This window comes from Streptomyces roseochromogenus subsp. oscitans DS 12.976 (assembly GCF_000497445.1).
GTDB classification, from domain to species: domain Bacteria; phylum Actinomycetota; class Actinomycetes; order Streptomycetales; family Streptomycetaceae; genus Streptomyces; species Streptomyces oscitans.
Map to the genome: position 1 here is coordinate 1,211,887 of NZ_CM002285.1, position 17,720 is coordinate 1,229,606.

Below are 17,720 nucleotides of genomic sequence, written 5' to 3' on the forward strand. Positions count from 1 at the left end.
GACGACGGCGACGGCCGACGCGTCCTCGGGGCCGGCGACCCAGCACCTGAGCGGCGTACCGTCCCGCGCGGGCACCAGCACGGCCGGCCCGGGAAAGGCGGCGAGCGCCGACCGTGCCGCCTGCTCCCGCTCGCCGTCGGCGACGGCGCCGGGTGCGCGCAGCGCCAGCCGCCGGCTGACCGCGAGTTCCACCGCGGTCAGCCCGTCCGGCTCGCCCACCACCTCGACTTCGGGCACGCCGAGGGCGCGGGTCATCCGGTCGAGCAGCTCCTGGGCCGGCGGCAGGGCCCCGGCGGGGAGCGGTTCGGCGGGCACCACCCGCATGCGGTCCGGTACGGCGCGGGTGATCGACGCGGTGTCCAGCAGGGCGTGGGCGAGCGCGACCGGCGAGCCGTCGCCGGGCCTGCCGCCCGCCGCGGACGGCGTCGGCATCAGACCCCCGCCGGCGACTGGGTCACGAAGGGGTGGTCGCGGGTGGTGCGGGTGGCGATGCGGTTGTGGCCGTACTTGTCGGCGCCACTGACCAGGACCGCGCCGTACCGGTCGAGGCTGACCCGGCCGCCGTACTCCTCGATCTCGTCGGTGCCGGGGTATATCTCCACGGACGTGGGCACATAGCGAGCCGCGAACCCCATCCGCATGTCCCGGGTGAGGCCCTGGTGCGGATGCGAGGCGTGCATCAGGGTGGACCAGAACATGATGAACTGCCCCGCCCGCATCTCCATCGAGACGGCCTGGGACTCGTCCGGCTTCCAGTCCGGGTCGATCTGCAGCTCACGGTAGTCGTAGCCGAAGAACCCGCGGCGCACACCGTCCTTCTCCACGCTCGTGTTCTGGTCCGGCGCGTAGTGCATCCGCTTCGTCTCGTCGTAGAACATCGTGCGATGGGTGCCCGGGATGAACTGCAGACAGCCCATCTCGGCGCTCGCCTCGGTGAACGCGCACCACACCGTGATCGTCCCGCCGAAGTCAGAGCCGCCCGGCCACTGGATCTGCGGGGTGCCCGACGCGTTGGCGAACGTGTCCGCCTGGTGCCAGTCGGTTCCCTCGTCGCCCGGGTGCTTCGGGAAGAACTCCGTGCGCCAGCACAGCACATCGGGGCCGAGCACCGAGGCGACGCGGTGCACGATCTCCGGCCGGGTGATGTGCTCGGCCAGGAAGGCGTGGTCGAGGTGACGGTCGTAGTTGGAGATGTTCGTCGCCGCCGACACCGCCGCGTCGTCGCTGTAGGCCGCCGCGCTGCGATCGAGCAGCTCCAGCCGGGTACGGCCCCAGCTCTTCTTGATCTCGTCCGGCTCGTACAGCGTGAACGGACCCGCGTAGCCGTTGCGGTGGAAAGCGGCGAGGTCCTCGGGGCTCAGCGTGAAATCGGGCATGGTGCTCATGCGTCCCTCCGTGGTGGAAGTGGTGCGGCAGGCCGGTGCGCCCGCACCTCAGGCCGTCGGGGCCGTGCCGGACAGCGCCGCGTCGACATGGCGGGCCAGGGCCTCGACCGTCGCTCCCTCGATCAGCACCGTGATGTCCAGGTCCGTGCCGAACTCCTCATTGACCTGGCCGAACATACGCAGCAGGGAGAGCGAGGTGCCGCCGAGGTCGAAGAAGTCGGTGTCCCGGCCGACCTCGGGCAGTTCCAGGACGGACTGCCAGATCAGGGCGATCCGCCGCTCGCTGCCGCTGAGTTCGCAGGCTGTGTCCGGGGCGACGGCGACCGGGGCGAGCGCGGCCTCGGCGGTCGGCGCGGGCAGCCGGGCCCTGTCGACCTTGCCGTTGAGCGTGAGCGGCAGTTCGGTCAGGACGACGTATGCCGAAGGGCGCATGTGCGGCGGCAGGACGGCCGCGGCCCGCTCGCCGAGCCGGGGCGCGAGGGCGTCCGCGGGGGTGCCGGACGCTACGTAGGCGACGATGCGCAGGTCCCCGGCGCCGTAGTCATGGGCGACCGCCACGGCCGCCGAAACCTCCGCGTGCTGCACGAGGACGGCCTCGATCTCGCCGGGCTCGATCCGGTAGCCGCGGATCTTCATCTGGTCGTCGGCGCGGCCGAGATAGCCGTAGCCGCCGTCGGCCAGTGCGATCACGCGGTCGCCGGTGCGGTAGCAGCGCAGCAGCGTCCCGGCCGGGCCGGGGACTTCGACGAACCGCTCCTTGTTCAGTTCCGGGCGCCCCAGATAGCCGCGGGCCAGCCCCGGCCCGGACAGATACAGCTCGCCCGGGGAACCGTCGGCCACCGGCCGGCCGTGCTCGTCCAGCACATGGAAGCCGAGGTCCGGCAGCGGCACACCGATCGGACTGACACCTGGTGCGCTGATGTCGTCCGCGGTGACCGGTCGGTAGGAGGCATGCACGGTCGCCTCGGTGATGCCGTACATGTTGACCAGACGCGGCCGTTCGCCCCCATGGCGGTCGAACCAGCCACGCAGGGCGGCGGGTTCCAGCCGCTCCCCGCCGAGCACCACGACGCGCGGGGCGGTCAGCGGATGCCGGGCCGTCTCGTCGACGGCGGCCAGCCGGACGAACGCAGACGGTGTCTGGTTGAGAACCGTCACCCCCTGCTCCCGCAGCAGTTCATGGAAGGCCTCAGGGGACCGGGCGGACTCCTGCGATACGACCACGAGCCGCCCGCCGAACAGCAACGCGCCCCAGACCTCCCATACGGAGAAGTCGAAGGCCACGGAGTGGAACAGCGACCAGACGTCGTGCTCGTCGAAGCCGTACCAGTCCCGGGTGACGTCGAACAGCCGGACCACGCTGCGGTGTTCCACCTCGACGCCCTTGGGCACGCCGGTTGATCCGGACGTGTAGATCACATAGGCCAGATCGCCCGGGCCGGCCGTGGCGGGCGGCTCCGACGCGGCGGCCGACTCGTCGAGGACGACGAAACCGACGCCCAAGTCGCCCAGCGGCTCGGCGAGTTCGTGGGTGGTGACGAGGTGGGTGACGCCGCTGTCCTTGAGGGTCCAGGCGATCCGCTCCCGCGGATAGCCGGGGTCCAAGGGGACATAGGCGGCACCGGACTTGAGGATGCCGAGCAGTCCGGCCACCAGTCTGCTGGTGCGCGGGACGAGCAGGGCGACCAGGGAACCGGTCCCCACACCCGCCTTCCGCAGCCGCCGGTCGACCGCTGCCGCCCGGTGATCGAGTTCCTGATAGGTGAGTTCCCGGTCTTCGGCCGTCACCGCCACCCGGTCCGGGAACCGTGCGACGACATCTTCGAACAGCTCGGTGAGTGTGCGTTCCCCTGATTCCACTCTGATTCAATCCTGTTCGACGGACTGTATCCGGCCCCATGGGCCTGCGAAGTGCCGGTGCGAGCGCGCGCCACCATGTGGTGATCTCCAGAAAAGGCGCGCCTGAATACGTCTGCGCCTCATGGCTCGTTCAGCATACTACGCGGGCACATTCGGACCACGGTGCTTCCTCTTCCCTGAGCATGCCTCGGAGACACTCCCTCACGACGTAATGCACGCCACACGAGATTCGGGAACTCGGACAGGACCTGGGCAGACTCAGACCATCCCAACGAAAGAAAGGGGCAACTATCAAGCCACTGGCGGGAATTCGCCTGTTTTCGGAATGATCGGCGAGTCGGCGAATTGATTTCGGCCATTTCGATGTTCAACCGGAGATCATTGTTTCCGGAAGTTCCTATTCAGAAAGACGGCCTGCGGGACGGGCAGGAGTGTGACGGCAGAGCAGTGGCATGGCCGGATCTTCAGAAGGGTGAGAGCCGTTTCCGAGTGCATGACCACGAGCCCGCAGCGTGCCGTCACGGCGAAGCGCTGCGTCTCGGGCAGGAACGAGTCCACCGAGGACGGGATGTGCTCGGCGGCCAGGCGGTCCAGCACGGGCGTCAGGCGGGCGCACTCCTGCTGCGTCGGGACGCGTGCGGAGTCCGGGTTGCTCCCGGCCGGGCCCAGCTCGACGATGTCGGCCCCCTGCGCCCGCAGTCGCAGCGCGTGCCGGACGGCCGCCTCGGCGTCCAGGTAGCGGCCGCCGTCGGAGAACGAGTCCTCCGTGATGTTGACGATGCCGACGAGCAGCGGTCCACGGCGGTCGCTCACCGGCACGGGCTCACCGATGGCCAGAGGGGCCATGAGATTCTCCATCCTCCACAAGCGGTTTCAGCCGTACCGACCTCGGCGGCGACGGACGCGCCTTACTGCAGTCTGCCGCCCCGCCGGTCAGCCGTCTTCGGATCCAGGGCCGGATGGCGGTCGCCGCCTCGGCCGGCGCGTCGTCGTTCAGCTGGTGGGCCGGGGCTCTACTGGCAGTCCAGCACATCCTGCTGGAGGTCAGAGTGCTGCCGTAGCCGGCTGCCGGTCCGCTGGGGGGCTAGCGCTGCTCGCTCCCGGCATGGCGGGGGCCGAAGCGGGCGGCGGGGCGTATGCGGGGGATGAGTGCCGGGACGTCGGCGCGGTAGGCGTCGTAGGCGGGGCCGAACTGCCCCGCCATCAGGCCGTCCTCGATCCGGACCCGCCACAGCAGCCAGGGCACGGCGACCGCCAGGAACGCGATCCAGACGCCGAAGCCGCGGGCCAGCATGGCGCCGACGACCAGGCCGAGCAGGCCGGAGTAGATGGGGTGGCGGACCAGCCGGTAGGGCCCGTCCGTCCGCAGCTCATGGTGTTCCTGGACCGTCGGGATGCCGGCCCACATCGTGCCCAGCACCCAGCGAGCCCACAGCAGCAGGGCGGTCGAGGCTATCGCGAGCAGGACGCCCAGTACCGCCAGCTCGGGCTGCCAGTACTGCAGGTGACGCCAGAAGCCGCCGCTGCGCCCGATCAGGGTGTAGAAGACGGCGACGCCCGCGGTCAGCATCAGCCGGCGCGGCAGCGTGCGCCGCAGTCCGCGCACCCAGCCGCGCATACCTCTGTGGCTCTTCACGCCGAAGTAGACAGCGCCTGCGATCCAGGCCGCGACGAAGACCACCATGCAGACGGCGGTGATCAGCACGAGTGCCGAGTGAAGAGTGCCCATGCCTCCATGCTGCGCCGCGAGGACAGTGGATCACCACCACCCACGGGTCGATGGAGAGAGCCCCTGCTGTCTCCATCCACGGATGGAGAACCCAGGATTCAACTCCGTCGTCCATGGAAACGACCAGCCGAGGAGGCCCGGTGACAGAAGCAGAACCTGAGGCGTGGGACGCGCACTACGCGGGCGGCGGGCGGTTCCGCCCGCTGGGGGATACCGAGCGCCGGCTGCTGGCGCAACACGTCCCGGCGCCCGCGAGCGGGCTCGCTCTGGACATCGGCTGCGGGCTCGGCGAACTCGCCCGGTATCTGGCCAGGTCCGGCTGTCGGGTGGACGCAGTCGACTGGTCCGCCGCCGCGCTCACGGAGGCCGGGCGCGCCGGCGTGACCGGCGTGACGTACCGCCGCCTGGACATCGAGCGGGACGATCTCGATCAACTCCCCCACCCCTCCTACGACTTGATCACGATGCGCCTCGGCTGGGCCTTCGTTCGCGACCGCACCCGGGTGCTGAACCGGCTGCGTGAGCGGCTGCGTCCCGGCGGGGCGCTGTGCGTGATCACGCCGACGGCCGACGCCGTACCGGAGGACCGGCGCGGTATCGCGCTGGACGAGGAAGAGATCGCCATGCTCGGCGCGGGCTGGGAAACGTTCGAGCGGTACGACGCCGACGGTCTGGCGCTGCTCGTCCTGCGCGACCCCTGCCCCTCCCCCGCTCTCCTCGCGTACGCCGGCAAGGGTCGCCCCTCCCCGCACGCCCTCACCGGCGCCGGTGTCGTCGTCACGGATGCGGCGGGGCGGGTGCTGCTGGGCTGGTCGGTGCGGGGCGTCTGGGAGTTGCCCGGCGGCAAGAACGACGCGGAGGAGGACTTCGCCGCGGCGGCGGTACGTGAGCTTCAGGAAGAGACGTCCCTCAAGGCCGACCCGGCCGCGGCACAGGTGCGGGCGATCCTGATGGACTGCGTGCACGGCATCCCCCGGGTGACGGCCGCCGTCCGGGTCACCGCATTCACCGGTGAACCGGTCGTCACGGAACCGCAGTTGATCCGCCGTTGGGAGTGGCACGAGGTCGACGATCTGCCACTGCTCGGGCGGCCGTTGTTCACGCCGAGCGCGCACGTGCTGGACACGGTGTGGCCGGGGCTGCTGCCGGGGCTGCCGCCCGTGCATCGGTACCGGGTGGTGGAGGGCTGAGCGGGCTCACTCGGTCACCGCCAGGCGGGCTGTTTCGCCTGGGCCCACCGGGACCACACGGTCGCGCAGGCAGACGTCGATGAGGCCGCGGTCGGAGGAGGGTACGGCGATTTCCAGGAGGCTGCTGCGCAGCCGTAGGTGGACGCCCCAGTGGCCGTGGTAGCGGATGGAGAAGCCGTAGGAGGAGAGTTCGGGGAGGGGGACGGGGTCGAGGCAGAGGGCGCCGCCTCGGGTCTCCAGGCCGGTCAGTCCGCGCTGGACGAGGTCCAGGCTGCCGGCCATCGCACCGAGGTGGATGCCCTCTCCGGTGGTGCCGCCCTGGAGGTCGGCGATGTCGCCGCTCAGCGCCTCCTGGACGAAGGCCCAGGCGTCGGCGCGGCGGGCGCGGGCCAGGACCCAGCCGTGGACCAGGCCGCTGAGGGTGGAACCGTGGCTGGTGCGGTGCAGGTAGTGGTCGACGGTCGCGCTCCAGGTCCGCTCGTCGAGGCGATAGCCCAGCCGGTGGAAGAGGGAACGGAGTTCGGATGCCGAGAAGAGGTAGCCGAGCATCAGGACGTCGGCCTGTTTGGAGGCCTTGTACCGGTTGACGGTGTCGCCCTCCGCCTCCAGGATCCGGTCCAGGCGCCGGATGTCGTCGTACCGCATGCGGTAGCCGTGCCAGTCCAGTTCGGCGAGATCGCCGTAGCCCTCGAACTGGCTGATCACCCCGTCGTGGAAGGGCACATGGAGGGTGCGGGAGACGGCCTCCCAGCGGGCGGGCTCGTCCTCCTCCAGTCCGGCGCTCTCGATGAGTTCCTGGCGGCGCGGCTCGGGCAGGGCGCTGAGCAGTTCCAGGGTGCGGGTGAGCACCCAGGCGGCGGTGACATTGGTGTACGCGTTGTCGTCCAGGCCCGGTGCCTCGGCGCCGGGGTAGGCGTCGTGGTACTCGTCGGGGCCGACCACGCCCCGGATGCGGTGGCGGCCGAGGTGGGCGTCGTAGTGGGCCGAGTCCGCCCAGAAGCGGGCGATGTGCAGCATCATCTCGGCGCCCTCGCCGTGCAGGAAGTCGGTGTCGCCGGTCGCCTCGCAGTACTGCCAGATGTTGTAGGCCACCGCCGAGCCGACGTGGTGCTGGAGCCGGGTGTGGTCCGGCAGCCAGCGGCCGGAGCGGGGGTTGAGATGGAGCTGCTGGGTCTCCTCGCGGCCGTCGCTGCCGCTCTGCCACGGGTAGAGCGCCCCGCGCCGGCCGAGTTCGCGGGCCGCCTGGCAGGCGGCGTCCAGGCGGCGGTGGCGGTAGTGGAGCAGGGCGCGCGAGACCTCGGGGAGGTGCAGGTTGAGGTAGGGCAGGACGAAGAGTTCGTCCCAGAAGACATGGCCGCGGTAAGCCTCGCCGTGCAGCCCGCGCGCGGGGACGCCCACGTCGAGGTCGGCCGTGTGCGGCGAGAGGGTCTGCAGCACATGGAACAGGTGCAGGCGCAGGATGCTGCCCTCCTCGCCGGGGACCTCCAGCGCGGTGCGCCGCCACAGCTGCTCCCACGCCGTGGCATGGGCCTCCCGCAGCGCGTCGAAGTCGGGGGCGGCGGCGACGTGGTCGAGGGCCGCGTCCAGCGGGTCACCGATGGCGGGGTCGTGCGAGGTGTACAGCGCGACGGTCTTGTCGACGGTGACGGTTCGGCCGGGCGCCGGACGCACTCTGATGTGCTGGACAGCCCGCTCCGGCTCATACACCGCGGTCACCGGCGCGTCGGCCGTCAGCCGGGCGGCGAGGCCGCATTCGATGCGGGAGGTACGGGTGTGGCAGCGCAGCCAGACCGTGCCGGGTGCGGCGGTGGTGCCGGTCTGTACCTGGGTGAGGTGCCGGCCGTCCAGGTCCCGGTAGCGGTCCACGCCGGCGTTGGTGACCCGTCCGTCGAGCGCGGCCTCGACCTCCAGCTCGACGTCGTCGCCCTCGACGGTGAACTCCGTGCGCAGCGCGGCGAGATGGGGGTCAGCCATGTGGACGAGGCGCAGCTGGCGCACGTGCAGGGTACCGCCGTCGGGCAGGCCGTAGCCGGTACGGCGCTCCAGCAGGCCGGGGTCGAGGTGGAGGACCTGATGGTGCTCGGTGACGGGGGCGGTGTCCGGGGTGAGCCAGGCGCCGCCCGCGATGCGGAAGCGCAGCGGCAGCCAGTTGGGCAGGTTGACCATGTCCTCGTTCTCGACCCGGCGTCCGGCGACCTCGGAGGTGAGCCGGTCGTAGCAGCCTGCCACATAGGTGCCCGGGTAGTGGATGTCGTCCGCGGTGCACTCGGGCAGCGCCCCACGCGTGGCGAAGTAGCCGTTGCCCAGGGTGCACAGCGACTCCCGCAGGCGCTCCTCCTCGGGCCGGTAGCCGTCGTACTCCCAGGTCGGCCCCATGCTGGTCGGCCCCATACCGGTCGGCCCCATACCGGTCACCCCCACGCCGGTCACCCCCCGGCCGGCGGACCGGCCCCGGTCGGGGTGATCCGGGCTCCGGGCAGTGCGGAGCGCCCGGCGAGGAGGGACCGCACGGTCGTACCGCCCTGGCCGGAGGTGCACACGGTGAGCCGGTCCACGTCCCGGTGGGCCGTGCCGGTGTGCGGCTCCATGGGCTGATTGTGCGGCTGCGGCAGCCGGGGGGTGACATCGAGGGGGGCCATACAGGTGACGCGGATCGGCGCAGGGGCGGCCTTCCGGGCGGGCCGTGGCGGTGTGCGGACCGGGTGACCGCGCTACGGCGCCTCGCGCGTCCGGAGAGCCACCCCCTCACTCACGGGTAGCGGGGCAGGTCCGCCACGTTGGCCGAGGAGTTCGAGGGGCCTCCGGTGCCGTTGATGACGTGGCTGATGGTGCCGGTGCCGCCGAGGGAGACGGTGACCATGCTGGTGAAGGTGACGTTCGGGTTGTCCGGTGCCTCGATCGCCCGGTCGGCGCTGACGCTCGGGTCGGCGTTGAAGTAGCAGTAGCTGCCGAGGCCGTACGCCTGATGGCTGGTGACCGTGTCGGCGACCTTGTAAGCGGCGTAGCCCTTGGTGGAGCCGTTCATCCAGGCGGACTGGCTCGGCGGGTCGTAGGGCATCTCGTTCTGGAAGAAGTAGGTGCGGCCGCCGTCGCCGTTCCAGATCACCTGGTACTTCTGGAAGTGTTCCACGAACAGGCCGTACATGGTGACGTCGTTGCCGTTGACCGTGAGCCCGGTGTCGGCGGTGTTGCTGGTCCAGCCGACTCCGCTGCCGTGGTCGGCGCGCCAGATCCACATGTGGTCGCCGATGACGTTGCCGCTGTTGACGACGAGACCGGTGGCCGCCTTGCCGACGCCCGCGCCGCCGACGCGGAAGTAGACGTCGTGCAGGGAGGCCGGGTCGGCCGCGTGGGAGGCGGTGGAGCCGGCCGGCCCGACCTCGAGCAGGGTCTTCGAGCTGATGGTGCCGGCGTCGAAGAGCAGGCCCGCGATCTTGACGCCGTCGACGTCCGCGACGGTCATCGCGGTGATGCCGTTGTCCGGGACGAAGGTGGCGAGTCCGAGGCCGAGGACGACCGTGTCGGGGCGGGTCACCTTCAGGGTCTGGTCGAGGTGGTAGACGCCGGGCGTGACGAGGAGGTTCTGCCCGGCCGCGAGGGCCGCGTTGATCTGGGCGGCGGTGGCGCCGGGCTTGACGACGTAGAACTGGCTCAGCGGCAGGGAGCTGCCCTGCGGGCTGCCGCCCGCCCAGCTGGTGGCCGTCGCGTTGGAGCGCACCGAGGGTACGAACACCTGGTAGTTTCCGGAGGCGTCGACGTACAGGAACGGCTTCTCACGGGTGACCGGGCTCTGCGCCACGGTGGTGTACGGAGGGTTGGGGAAGCTGGTGTTCGGCACGCCCTGGCTGCCGACGAACACCATGTTCCAGTTGGACCCGGTCCAGCTGCCGAGCTGGGAGTTGCGGGTCAGCCACTGCTGCTGGGTGCCGGAGTTGACCTGCCCGTCGACCTTGCTGTCGGCGAGGTAGCCGCCGGAGGACCAGCCTCCGTCGTCCAGGGCGAGGTTGCCGCGCAGATGCATACGGCGGTACGGCGCCGCCTGCGAGACCGCCCAGCGGTCGCCGCCGTTCGTGGGGTTGACCGACAGGTTCTCGGCACCGCGCCAGAAGTTCTGCGTGGCGTTGCCCTGGAACCAGTCGGCCTCCGCGTGCACGGCGCCGTTGATCGAGACCGCGTCCGGGCTCAGGCCGAGGCCGAGCACCTGGGTGTAGAAGCCGACGTTGACGTCGGCGCTGTAGGCGCCGGGCTTGAACAGGACGGCGTAGCGCTGGGAGCCGAACTGGTTGGTCTCCTGCTGCTTGAAGATGGTGTCCAGCTTGCTCTGGATGGCCGAGGACGACATCGACGGGTCGAAGACGACGACGTTCGGGCCGAGGTCGGGGTCGCTCGTGGACTGGGTCACGGGGACCACCTGGAAGCGCTGGGCGGCGGTGCCGTTGCAGGTGTACTGCACGAACTGCGTGCTGTCGGCGAGCGAGGCGCCCGGATCGTCCAGACACTTGCCGCTGTTCTTGTTGACGAAGCGGAAGGCGCCGCCGCCGTCGTCCACGGCGTGCCACTGCTGGTTGGCGCCGCCGCCGTAACTCCACAGCTGGATCGGCGCGTTGTCGGCGGTGGACACGTCCGTGACGTCCACGACCTGGCTGGTGTTGTTGCGGTTGTCGATGTGGACGTAGCCGTTGCCGGCGTCGGTGAAGCTCCACTGCTGGGCGGCGGTGCCGTTGCACGCGTACTGCTGGACGACGGTGCCGTTGGCGGTGGCCGCGGCCTTGGCGTCCAGGCACCTGCCGCTCGCGGCGTTGATGACGGTGGCGAAGCCGGTGGGCAGGGCCGTGGCGGCGTGCGCGGACGCGGCCTTGAGCAGGGGTGTCGGCCCGGCGGTGAGCACACAGGCGGCCGCTGCGCCGATCAGGGCGACCACCGCGGATCTACGGCGGCGGGAAAGGGGAGGCACAGGGTTCTCCTTGGGAGCCGGGGTTCAGCCGGTGTAGCCGGCGAAGACGCGGGTGTAGTCCCAGTCGGACTGGGTGACGCCGGAGCAGCTGTCGGCGGGGCCGCCGGTGCACGGGCGGTCGCGGTTGGCGGACCAGAAGGTGAGCCGGGCCAGGTGGTGCTGCTGGGCGTAGGCGAGGATGGTGCGGAAGTCGTTCACCGTGACCGTCTCGTTCTGGTCGGTGATCCCGTTCATCGACGAGATGCCCATGTCTCGGTAGGCCTGGTCGTCGCTGTAGCCGTACGCGGACTTCAGCGCGTTCTTCAGGCCCTCGGCGGCCTGCGTGGTGAGGTTGCCCATGTTCTGTCCGGCGCCGCCGAAGTCGAACGGCATGATGGCCCAGGCGTCCACGGTCAGCCCGGAGGAGGCGGCCCGGTTGATGAGGCTGGTGTCGGGGCCGGACTGCCCGGTGCCGATGGTGATGTACACCTTCAGGCCGGGGTTGTTCGCCTTCACCGTCTTCAGCGCGTCCACGGTCCGCTGCTGCACGGTGGCGCTGCTGTAGGCGTCGGCCTCGATGTCGATGTCGATCGCCTTCAGGCCGTAGGCGCTGATCACCTTCTGGTAGGCGGCGGCGAGTTCGCCCGCGCTGGAGCAGGAGCTCTCCAGCTTGTTGCCGCTGTAGCCGCCGAAGGACGGGATGACGTCACCGCCGTTCGCCCGCACGGTGTTGACGGTCTGCTGGTCGACTCCGCCGGTCAGCGGGCGGCTGCCGTCCCACTGCGGGTCGCAGTAGCCGTTGCTCAGCACGAAGGCGAGGGTGAACCACTTCACGCCCGTGGCCTGCGTGATGGTGGTGGGGTCCGGCGGGCTGCCCCAGCCGTTGTACAGGTACGGAGCGACGGCCATCGGCGCGGACGGGGTGGTGCCGCTGTCCGCCGAGGGTGCGTTCCACTTCTGGTTGGCGCCGCCGCCGCAGCTCCAGATCTGGATCCGGGTGGCGTTGGCGGGGTTGTCGTCGGTGACGTCCAGGCACTTGTTCGCCTGGGGGTTGACGATGTCGTGGGCGGCGGTGACGGCCCATTTCTGGTTGGCGCCGCCGGTACAGGACCACAGCTGCGCCTTGGCGCCGTCGGCGGTGGAATTGCCGGTCACGTCCAGGCACTTGCCGAGGGCGCGGATCGTGCCGTCGGAGCCGACCGTCCACTGCTGGGCGTTCGTGCCGTTGCAGTCGTAGAGCTGGACGGGGGTGCCGTCGGCGGATTTGGCCCCGGCGACGTCGAGACACTTGCCGGCGAGCCCGGTGATGGTGCCTGTGTCGGCCTGGGCGGGGGCAGCGGTGAGCAGTCCGGCCGAGAGCGCGAGGACGCCGAGGGAGACTGCCGCGGGGAGGGGTCTGGCCATGCGCGGGTGGCCTTTCGCGTGGGGGGCGGCCCAACGCCGCTGAACACAGCGGGCGTTGGGGTGTCCGCAGGCTTTATTTAAGGCGTGAAGCTAAAGGTCCGGACCAGTGGAGTCAAGAGGTCAAGCGATAAAGGCGGTGCCGTCCCCGTCGCAGGCGCCGGTTCAGACCGTCGCCGTCTCCCCCGCGGACGCCGGCGTCTCCCCTTCCGGCGTGGCGGTCTCGCGGGCGAACTGGGTCCGGTACAGCTCCGCGTACCGCCCCTGGGCCGCCAAGAGCGAGGTGTGCGTGCCGCGTTCCACGATCCGGCCGGACTCGACGACCAGGATCTGGTCGGCGGCCCGGACCGTGGACAGCCGGTGGGCGATCACCACGGCCGTACGCCCCTCCAGGGCCTCGGTGAGGGCCTCCTGGACGGCCGCCTCGGAGGTGTTGTCCAGGTGGGCGGTGGCCTCGTCGAGGATGACCACGCGCTGCCGGGCCAGCAGCAGCCGGGCGATGGTCATCCGCTGGCGTTCGCCGCCGGAGAGCCGGTAGCCGCGCTCGCCGACGACCGTGTCCAGGCCCTCGGGCAGGGACCGTACGACCTCGGCGAGCCGGGCGCGGCCGAGCGCGGCCCAGAGGTCCTCGTCGGTGGCGTCGGGCCGGGCGAGGAGGAGGTTGGCGCGGACGGTGTCGTGGAAGAGGTGACCGTCCTGGGTGACCATGCCGAGGGTGGCCCGCAGGGAGGCGGCGGTCAGGTCGCGCACATCGGCCCCGCCGATACGGACCGCGCCCGCGTCGACGTCGTACAGGCGCGGCAGCAGCTGCGCGATGGTGGACTTGCCGGCGCCCGAGGAGCCGACGAGGGCCACGGTCTGGCCGGGTTGGGCGCGGAAGGAGATGCCGTGCAGGACCTCGGAGCCGCCGCGGGTGTCGAGGGCGGCGACCTCCTCCAGGGAGGCCAGGGAGACCTGGTCGGCGGACGGGTAGGAGAAGCGGACGTCGTCGAACTCGACGGCGACCGGTCCCTCGGGGACCTCTCGGGCGTCCGGCTTCTCCTCGATGAGCGGCTTGAGGTCCAGCACCTCGAAGACCCGCTCGAAGCTGACAAGGGCGCTCATCACCTCGACCCGGGCGCCGGCGAGCGCGGTGAGCGGGGCGTACATCCGGGTCAGCAGCAGCGAGAGCGAGACGACCGAGCCCGCCTGCAGGGTGTGGTGCAGCGCGAACCAGCCGCCGAGGCCGTAGACCAGGGCCAGCGCGAGGGCGGAGACCAGGGTGAGGGAGGTGATGAACACCGACTGCGCGGTCGCCGTGCGCACCCCGATGTCCCGGACGCGGGCGGCGCGGGCCGCGAACTCCGCAGACTCCTCCTCGGGGCGGCCGAACAGCTTGACCAGGGTGGCGCCGGGGGCGGAGAAGCGCTCGGTCATCCGGGTGCCCATGGCGGCGTTCAGCGCGGCCGCCTCCCGCTGCATGCCGGCCATCCGGGTGCCCATGCGGCGGGCGGGCAGCACGAACACCGGCAGCAGCACCAGCGCGAGCAGGGTGATCTGCCAGGACAGCGTGAGCATCACGGCGAGGGTGAGCAGCAGGGTGACCAGGTTGCTCACCACGCCGGACAGGGTGTTGGCGAACGCCCGCTGGGCGCCGATCACATCGTTGTTGAGACGGCTGACCAGCGCTCCCGTACGAGTCCGTGTGAAGAACGCGACGGGCATGCGCTGCACATGATCGAACACAGCCGTTCTGAGGTCGAGGATGAGTCCCTCCCCGAGCGTCGCCGACAGCCGCCGGCCGAGGATGCCGAGCCCCGCCTCGGCGAGCGCGACGAGCGCGATGAGCAGGGAGAGCCGGACGACCCGGCCGGAGTCGTGCCCCGCCACGATCGCGTCGACGACGCGGCCGGCGAGCACGGGGGTGGCCACGGCGAGCAGTGCGGTCACCACCCCGAACAGTACGAACCGGACGATGCCCGCGCGGTGCGGGCGGGCGAAGGCGGCGATACGGCGCAGCGTGCCGCGGTCGAACGGACGGCGCTCGGACTGTGCGTTCATGACGCTGTGCAGCTGCGTCCATGCGGTGGTTTCCATGCTCATGGGAGAGAACGTAGAACCTCAAGCTTCGTTGAGGTCAATGTGGGTCTCTTTTCACCCTGTCCGCAGCCCCGAAAGGCTCCGATGACCACAGTCTGTAAGCCGCCGTCCCCGCGTCGGCCATCCGCAGTTGGGGTGGCGCGGAAAGCCTCTGCGGATGTGACTGCCGTCCCGCTTCCCCCATGGCCTCGGGGACGACTCCCCCGTCGCGTCCCCGTCCGTCAGGTGCTGTGCCTGGTGCCGCTCGTGCTCGTCGCCGTGGTCGCCGTACGCAACCGCGCCCTGCTCGCCGAGGGCTTCGGCCAGCTGCGCACCGCCTCCTGGCCATGGCTGCTCGCGGCGGCCGGCGCCACGTGTCTGACCTGGGTGGCCGCCGCGTTCACCCGCCAGGGCGCGGTGATGCAGCCGTTGCCGAAGGCGCGGCTGCTGGCCACCCAGTTCGCGGCGGGCTCGGCCAACCATCTGCTGCCGACCGGGCTCGGCGCGGGTGCGGTGAACCTGCGTTTCATGACCGTGTGCGGGGTACCGCTGGCCCGCTCCTCGGCGGCGCTCGCCCTGTATCTGCTGGCCGAGTCCGTGGGCCGGCTCGGTCTGCTGGCGGCGCTGCTGCTCGCCTTCCCGGACGCGCTGCGGCTCGGCCCCCTGCTGCCGGACGGCTCGGCGTTCCCGCTGCTGCTGGGCGCGGCCGGTCTGCTGGCGGTGGCGGCGGCCGTGGTGGCGCTGGTACGACCGCTGCGCGGGCGGGTGGTCGCGTTCGTGCGGGACGCCCTCGGCGAGGCGCGGTCGGTGCACACCCGGCCGGCCCGCGCCCTGGCCCTGTGGGGCGGCTCGCTGGCCTTCCCCGCGCTGCAGGCGGCTGGTCTCGCCGCGGTGGGCCAGGCGCTGCGGCTGCCGGTGCCGGTGGCGCACATGGCGCTCGCCTACCTCGCGGCGACCGTCGCGGTGGCACTGGTACCCACACCGGGCGGGCTCGGTTCGGTCGAGGCGGCGCTGATCGTGGCCCTGGTCGCGGTGGGCGGCCCGGCGGCGGTCGCCACGGCGGTGGTGCTGGCCTACCGCATCATCACGGTCTGGGTGCCGCTGGTGCCGGGTGCGTTGACGCTGGGGGCGCTGGTCCGGTTCAAGGTCATCTGAGGCACAGTGGCCTTCCGCACCAGAAAAAGGCCACAACAAGGCCACAACAAGGAGGGCCCCATGCCGGTTCGCGTGGAGCGCAAGGAGTACGTCACCACCGTCGTCCTCTCCCGGCCGGAGGCCCGTAACGCGGTGGACGGGCCAGCGGCGGCCGAACTCGCCGCCGCCTTCCGTGAGTTCGAGGCTGATGACGCCGCCCGGGTGGCGGTGCTGTGGGGCGAGGGCGGCACGTTCTGCGCGGGGGCCGACCTGAAGGCGATCGGCACGGAACGCGGCAACCGGGTGGCCGGGGACGGCGACGCGCCGATGGGGCCGACGCGGCTGCGGCTGTCGAAGCCGGTGATCGCCGCCGTCGCCGGGCACGCGGTGGCGGGCGGCCTTGAACTGGCCCTGTGGTGCGATCTGCGGGTCGCGGAGGAGGACGCCGTGTTCGGGGTGTTCTGCCGCCGCTGGGGCGTGCCGCTGATCGACGGCGGCACGGTACGGCTGCCCCGGCTGATCGGCACCAGCCGCGCCATGGACATGATCCTCACCGGCCGGTCGGTCCCGGCCCGCGAAGCGTACGACATGGGGCTCGCCAACCGCGTGGTCCCGACGGGACACGCCCGCGCCGAGGCCGAGGCACTGGCGGCGGACCTCGCCCGCTTCCCACAGGCCTGCCTGCGCAGCGACCGCGCGTCGGTCCTCGACCAGCAGGGACTGGACGAGGAGACGGCCCTGCTCACTGAACTCCGCCACGGCATGGGCGTGTTGGCGCGGAGCACGGACGGCGCCGCCCGCTTCGCCTCGGGCGCCGGCCGGCACGGGTCCTTCACGGACCTGTGACCCGGTTCCTCACGACCAGGGGCTCGAACTCGAACCGGTCCGACTCAGCCTGACGGTCAGCGCCCAGGTGTCGTGAGGGGAGTCCTCGGGTGCCGTGAGGGGAGTCCTCGGGCCGCACCAGCATCGAGACGAGCGCCCGGTACCGCGGGTTCGCCACGGCCGTCCTCCACGGCGCCACAGCGGGCGCCCGTCTGCGGCATGTTCTTGCTCGATGCCTCTCCCCAGCCGGTCGTGCCGGCCTTCTCCGCTTCCACCAGGAGAAGCACGGTACGAACCGGTCGGGGTGTGTGCCGTCTACGGCCGGGGGTGGCCGCTGAGGAGTTCCACCGTGCGGAGCATGGCAGAGTGGTCGAGGCTGGCGTCTCCGCGGGAGACAGCGGAGGCGATCAGCTGTGCGGCCGCGGCGCCCAGGGGGATGACGGCTCCGACTTCCCGTGCGGCGCGTGTGGCGATGGCCATGTCCTTGTGATGCAGGGCCATGGCGAAGCTGGGGGTGTAGTCCCGCTGGAGGAAGTTGTTCCTTTTGCGGGTCAGGACGGTCGAGCCGGCAAGGCCGCCGTTCAGCACGTCGAGGGCTGCTTCCAGGTCGACGCCGGATTTCTCCAGGAACACGACGGCCTCGGCGCAGGCTTGGATATTGACAGCGACGATCAGCTGGTTGGCGGCTTTCACGGTCTGGCCTATGCCGTGGGTGCCGCAGTGAACGACGGTCCGGCCAAGGGCCTGGAAGACAGGACGGGCTTCCTCGAAGTCGGCCGCCTCGCCGCCGACCATGATCGACAAAATGCCCTCGATCGCTCCGACCTCGCCGCCTGCGACGGGGGCGTCCAGGGCGCGCAGTCCGTGCTCGGCAGCTGCCTCGGCGAGCTTGCCGGCAGCCTGGGGCGCGATGGTGGACATGTCGATCCACAACGCGCCGTGCCGGGCGTTGGCGAGGATGCCGTCGGAGGCGCAGGCGACCTGCTCGACCTGCGGCGAGTCCGGGAGCATCGTGATGATCACATCAGCCGGCTCGACGGCCTCCTTGACCGTGCTGGAGGCTGCGCCGCCTGCTTCCAGCAGCGGCGTGGCTTTGCCGGGGGTGCGGTTGTAGCCGCGGACGGTGTATCCGGCTCTGGCGAGGTTGACGGCCATGGGGGAGCCCATGGTGCCCAGGCCGATGAACGCGATCGTCGTCATGGTGA

General features: G+C 71.2%; 13 protein-coding genes and 1 pseudogene. 3 read left to right on the forward strand and 11 right to left on the reverse strand.

All coding sequences use genetic code 11. The features are described from left to right. The 5 genes and pseudogenes from M878_RS47075 to M878_RS55515 form a co-directional block, all read right to left on the reverse strand. A pseudogene (locus M878_RS47075) lies at window positions 1-432 on the reverse strand (alpha/beta fold hydrolase); the annotation flags it as partial. Beyond that, the gene (locus M878_RS55500; RefSeq protein ID WP_023545141.1) at window positions 432-1,385 is read right to left on the reverse strand and encodes a chlorinating enzyme; all 954 of its coding nucleotides are present in this window, start codon (window positions 1,383-1,385) and stop codon (window positions 432-434) included. The pseudogene M878_RS47075 and the gene M878_RS55500, both read right to left, overlap by 1 nt. 48 nt (window positions 1,386-1,433) lie before the next feature. Next, complete coding sequence (locus tag M878_RS55505; RefSeq protein ID WP_023545142.1) at window positions 1,434-3,245, reverse strand: amino acid adenylation domain-containing protein; 1,812 nt, start codon at window positions 3,243-3,245, stop codon at window positions 1,434-1,436. 378 nt (window positions 3,246-3,623) lie between these two features. After that, the gene (locus M878_RS92110; RefSeq protein ID WP_078630577.1) at window positions 3,624-4,091 is read right to left on the reverse strand and encodes a dihydropteroate synthase; all 468 of its coding nucleotides are present in this window, start codon (window positions 4,089-4,091) and stop codon (window positions 3,624-3,626) included. A gap of 238 nt (window positions 4,092-4,329) precedes the next feature. Then, the gene (locus M878_RS55515; RefSeq protein WP_023545145.1) at window positions 4,330-4,974 is read right to left on the reverse strand and encodes a methyltransferase family protein; all 645 of its coding nucleotides are present in this window, start codon (window positions 4,972-4,974) and stop codon (window positions 4,330-4,332) included. A 140-nt stretch (window positions 4,975-5,114) separates the two neighbouring features. Here M878_RS55515 and M878_RS55520 point away from each other — a divergent pair, with 140 nt between their 5' ends. Continuing rightward, a complete protein-coding gene (locus M878_RS55520) occupies window positions 5,115-6,164 on the forward strand; it encodes a bifunctional class I SAM-dependent methyltransferase/NUDIX hydrolase (RefSeq protein WP_023545146.1) in 1,050 nt (349 codons plus the stop codon). A 6-nt stretch (window positions 6,165-6,170) separates the two neighbouring features. On the opposite strand, the gene M878_RS55525 is transcribed toward M878_RS55520, so the two are convergent. The 5 genes from M878_RS55525 to M878_RS55545 all read right to left on the reverse strand — a co-directional run bounded on the left by M878_RS55525 (window position 6,171) and on the right by M878_RS55545 (window position 14,574). Beyond that, entirely contained in the window at window positions 6,171-8,570 is a 2,400-nt protein-coding gene (locus M878_RS55525) for a glycoside hydrolase family 65 protein (RefSeq protein ID WP_051430197.1), read from the reverse strand. Window positions 8,571-8,590: 20 nt separating this feature from the next. After that, window positions 8,591-8,752, reverse strand: a complete 162-nt coding sequence (locus tag M878_RS55530) for a hypothetical protein (RefSeq protein ID WP_158692644.1) — start codon at window positions 8,750-8,752, stop codon at window positions 8,591-8,593. A gap of 161 nt (window positions 8,753-8,913) precedes the next feature. Further along, on the reverse strand, window positions 8,914-11,118 hold the full coding sequence (locus M878_RS55535; RefSeq protein WP_209445496.1) for an RICIN domain-containing protein: 2,205 nt from the start codon (window positions 11,116-11,118) through the stop codon (window positions 8,914-8,916). Window positions 11,119-11,142: 24 nt separating this feature from the next. Next, window positions 11,143-12,501: a lectin gene (locus M878_RS55540; protein WP_023545150.1), complete on the reverse strand. Its 1,359-nt coding sequence runs from the start codon at window positions 12,499-12,501 to the stop codon at window positions 11,143-11,145. A 162-nt stretch (window positions 12,502-12,663) separates the two neighbouring features. Then, a complete protein-coding gene (locus tag M878_RS55545; RefSeq protein WP_023545151.1) occupies window positions 12,664-14,574 on the reverse strand; it encodes an ABC transporter ATP-binding protein in 1,911 nt (636 codons plus the stop codon). A gap of 162 nt (window positions 14,575-14,736) precedes the next feature. Here M878_RS55545 and M878_RS55550 point away from each other — a divergent pair, with 162 nt between their 5' ends. Then, window positions 14,737-15,711, forward strand: a complete 975-nt coding sequence (locus M878_RS55550; RefSeq protein WP_051430066.1) for a lysylphosphatidylglycerol synthase transmembrane domain-containing protein — start codon at window positions 14,737-14,739, stop codon at window positions 15,709-15,711. A gap of 60 nt (window positions 15,712-15,771) precedes the next feature. Beyond that, entirely contained in the window at window positions 15,772-16,536 is a 765-nt protein-coding gene (locus M878_RS55555; RefSeq protein WP_023545153.1) for a crotonase/enoyl-CoA hydratase family protein, read from the forward strand. A 294-nt stretch (window positions 16,537-16,830) separates the two neighbouring features. On the opposite strand, the gene M878_RS55560 is transcribed toward M878_RS55555, so the two are convergent. Beyond that, the gene (locus M878_RS55560) at window positions 16,831-17,715 is read right to left on the reverse strand and encodes a 2-hydroxy-3-oxopropionate reductase (RefSeq protein ID WP_023545154.1); all 885 of its coding nucleotides are present in this window, start codon (window positions 17,713-17,715) and stop codon (window positions 16,831-16,833) included. Window positions 17,716-17,720: the final 5 nt, after the last annotated feature.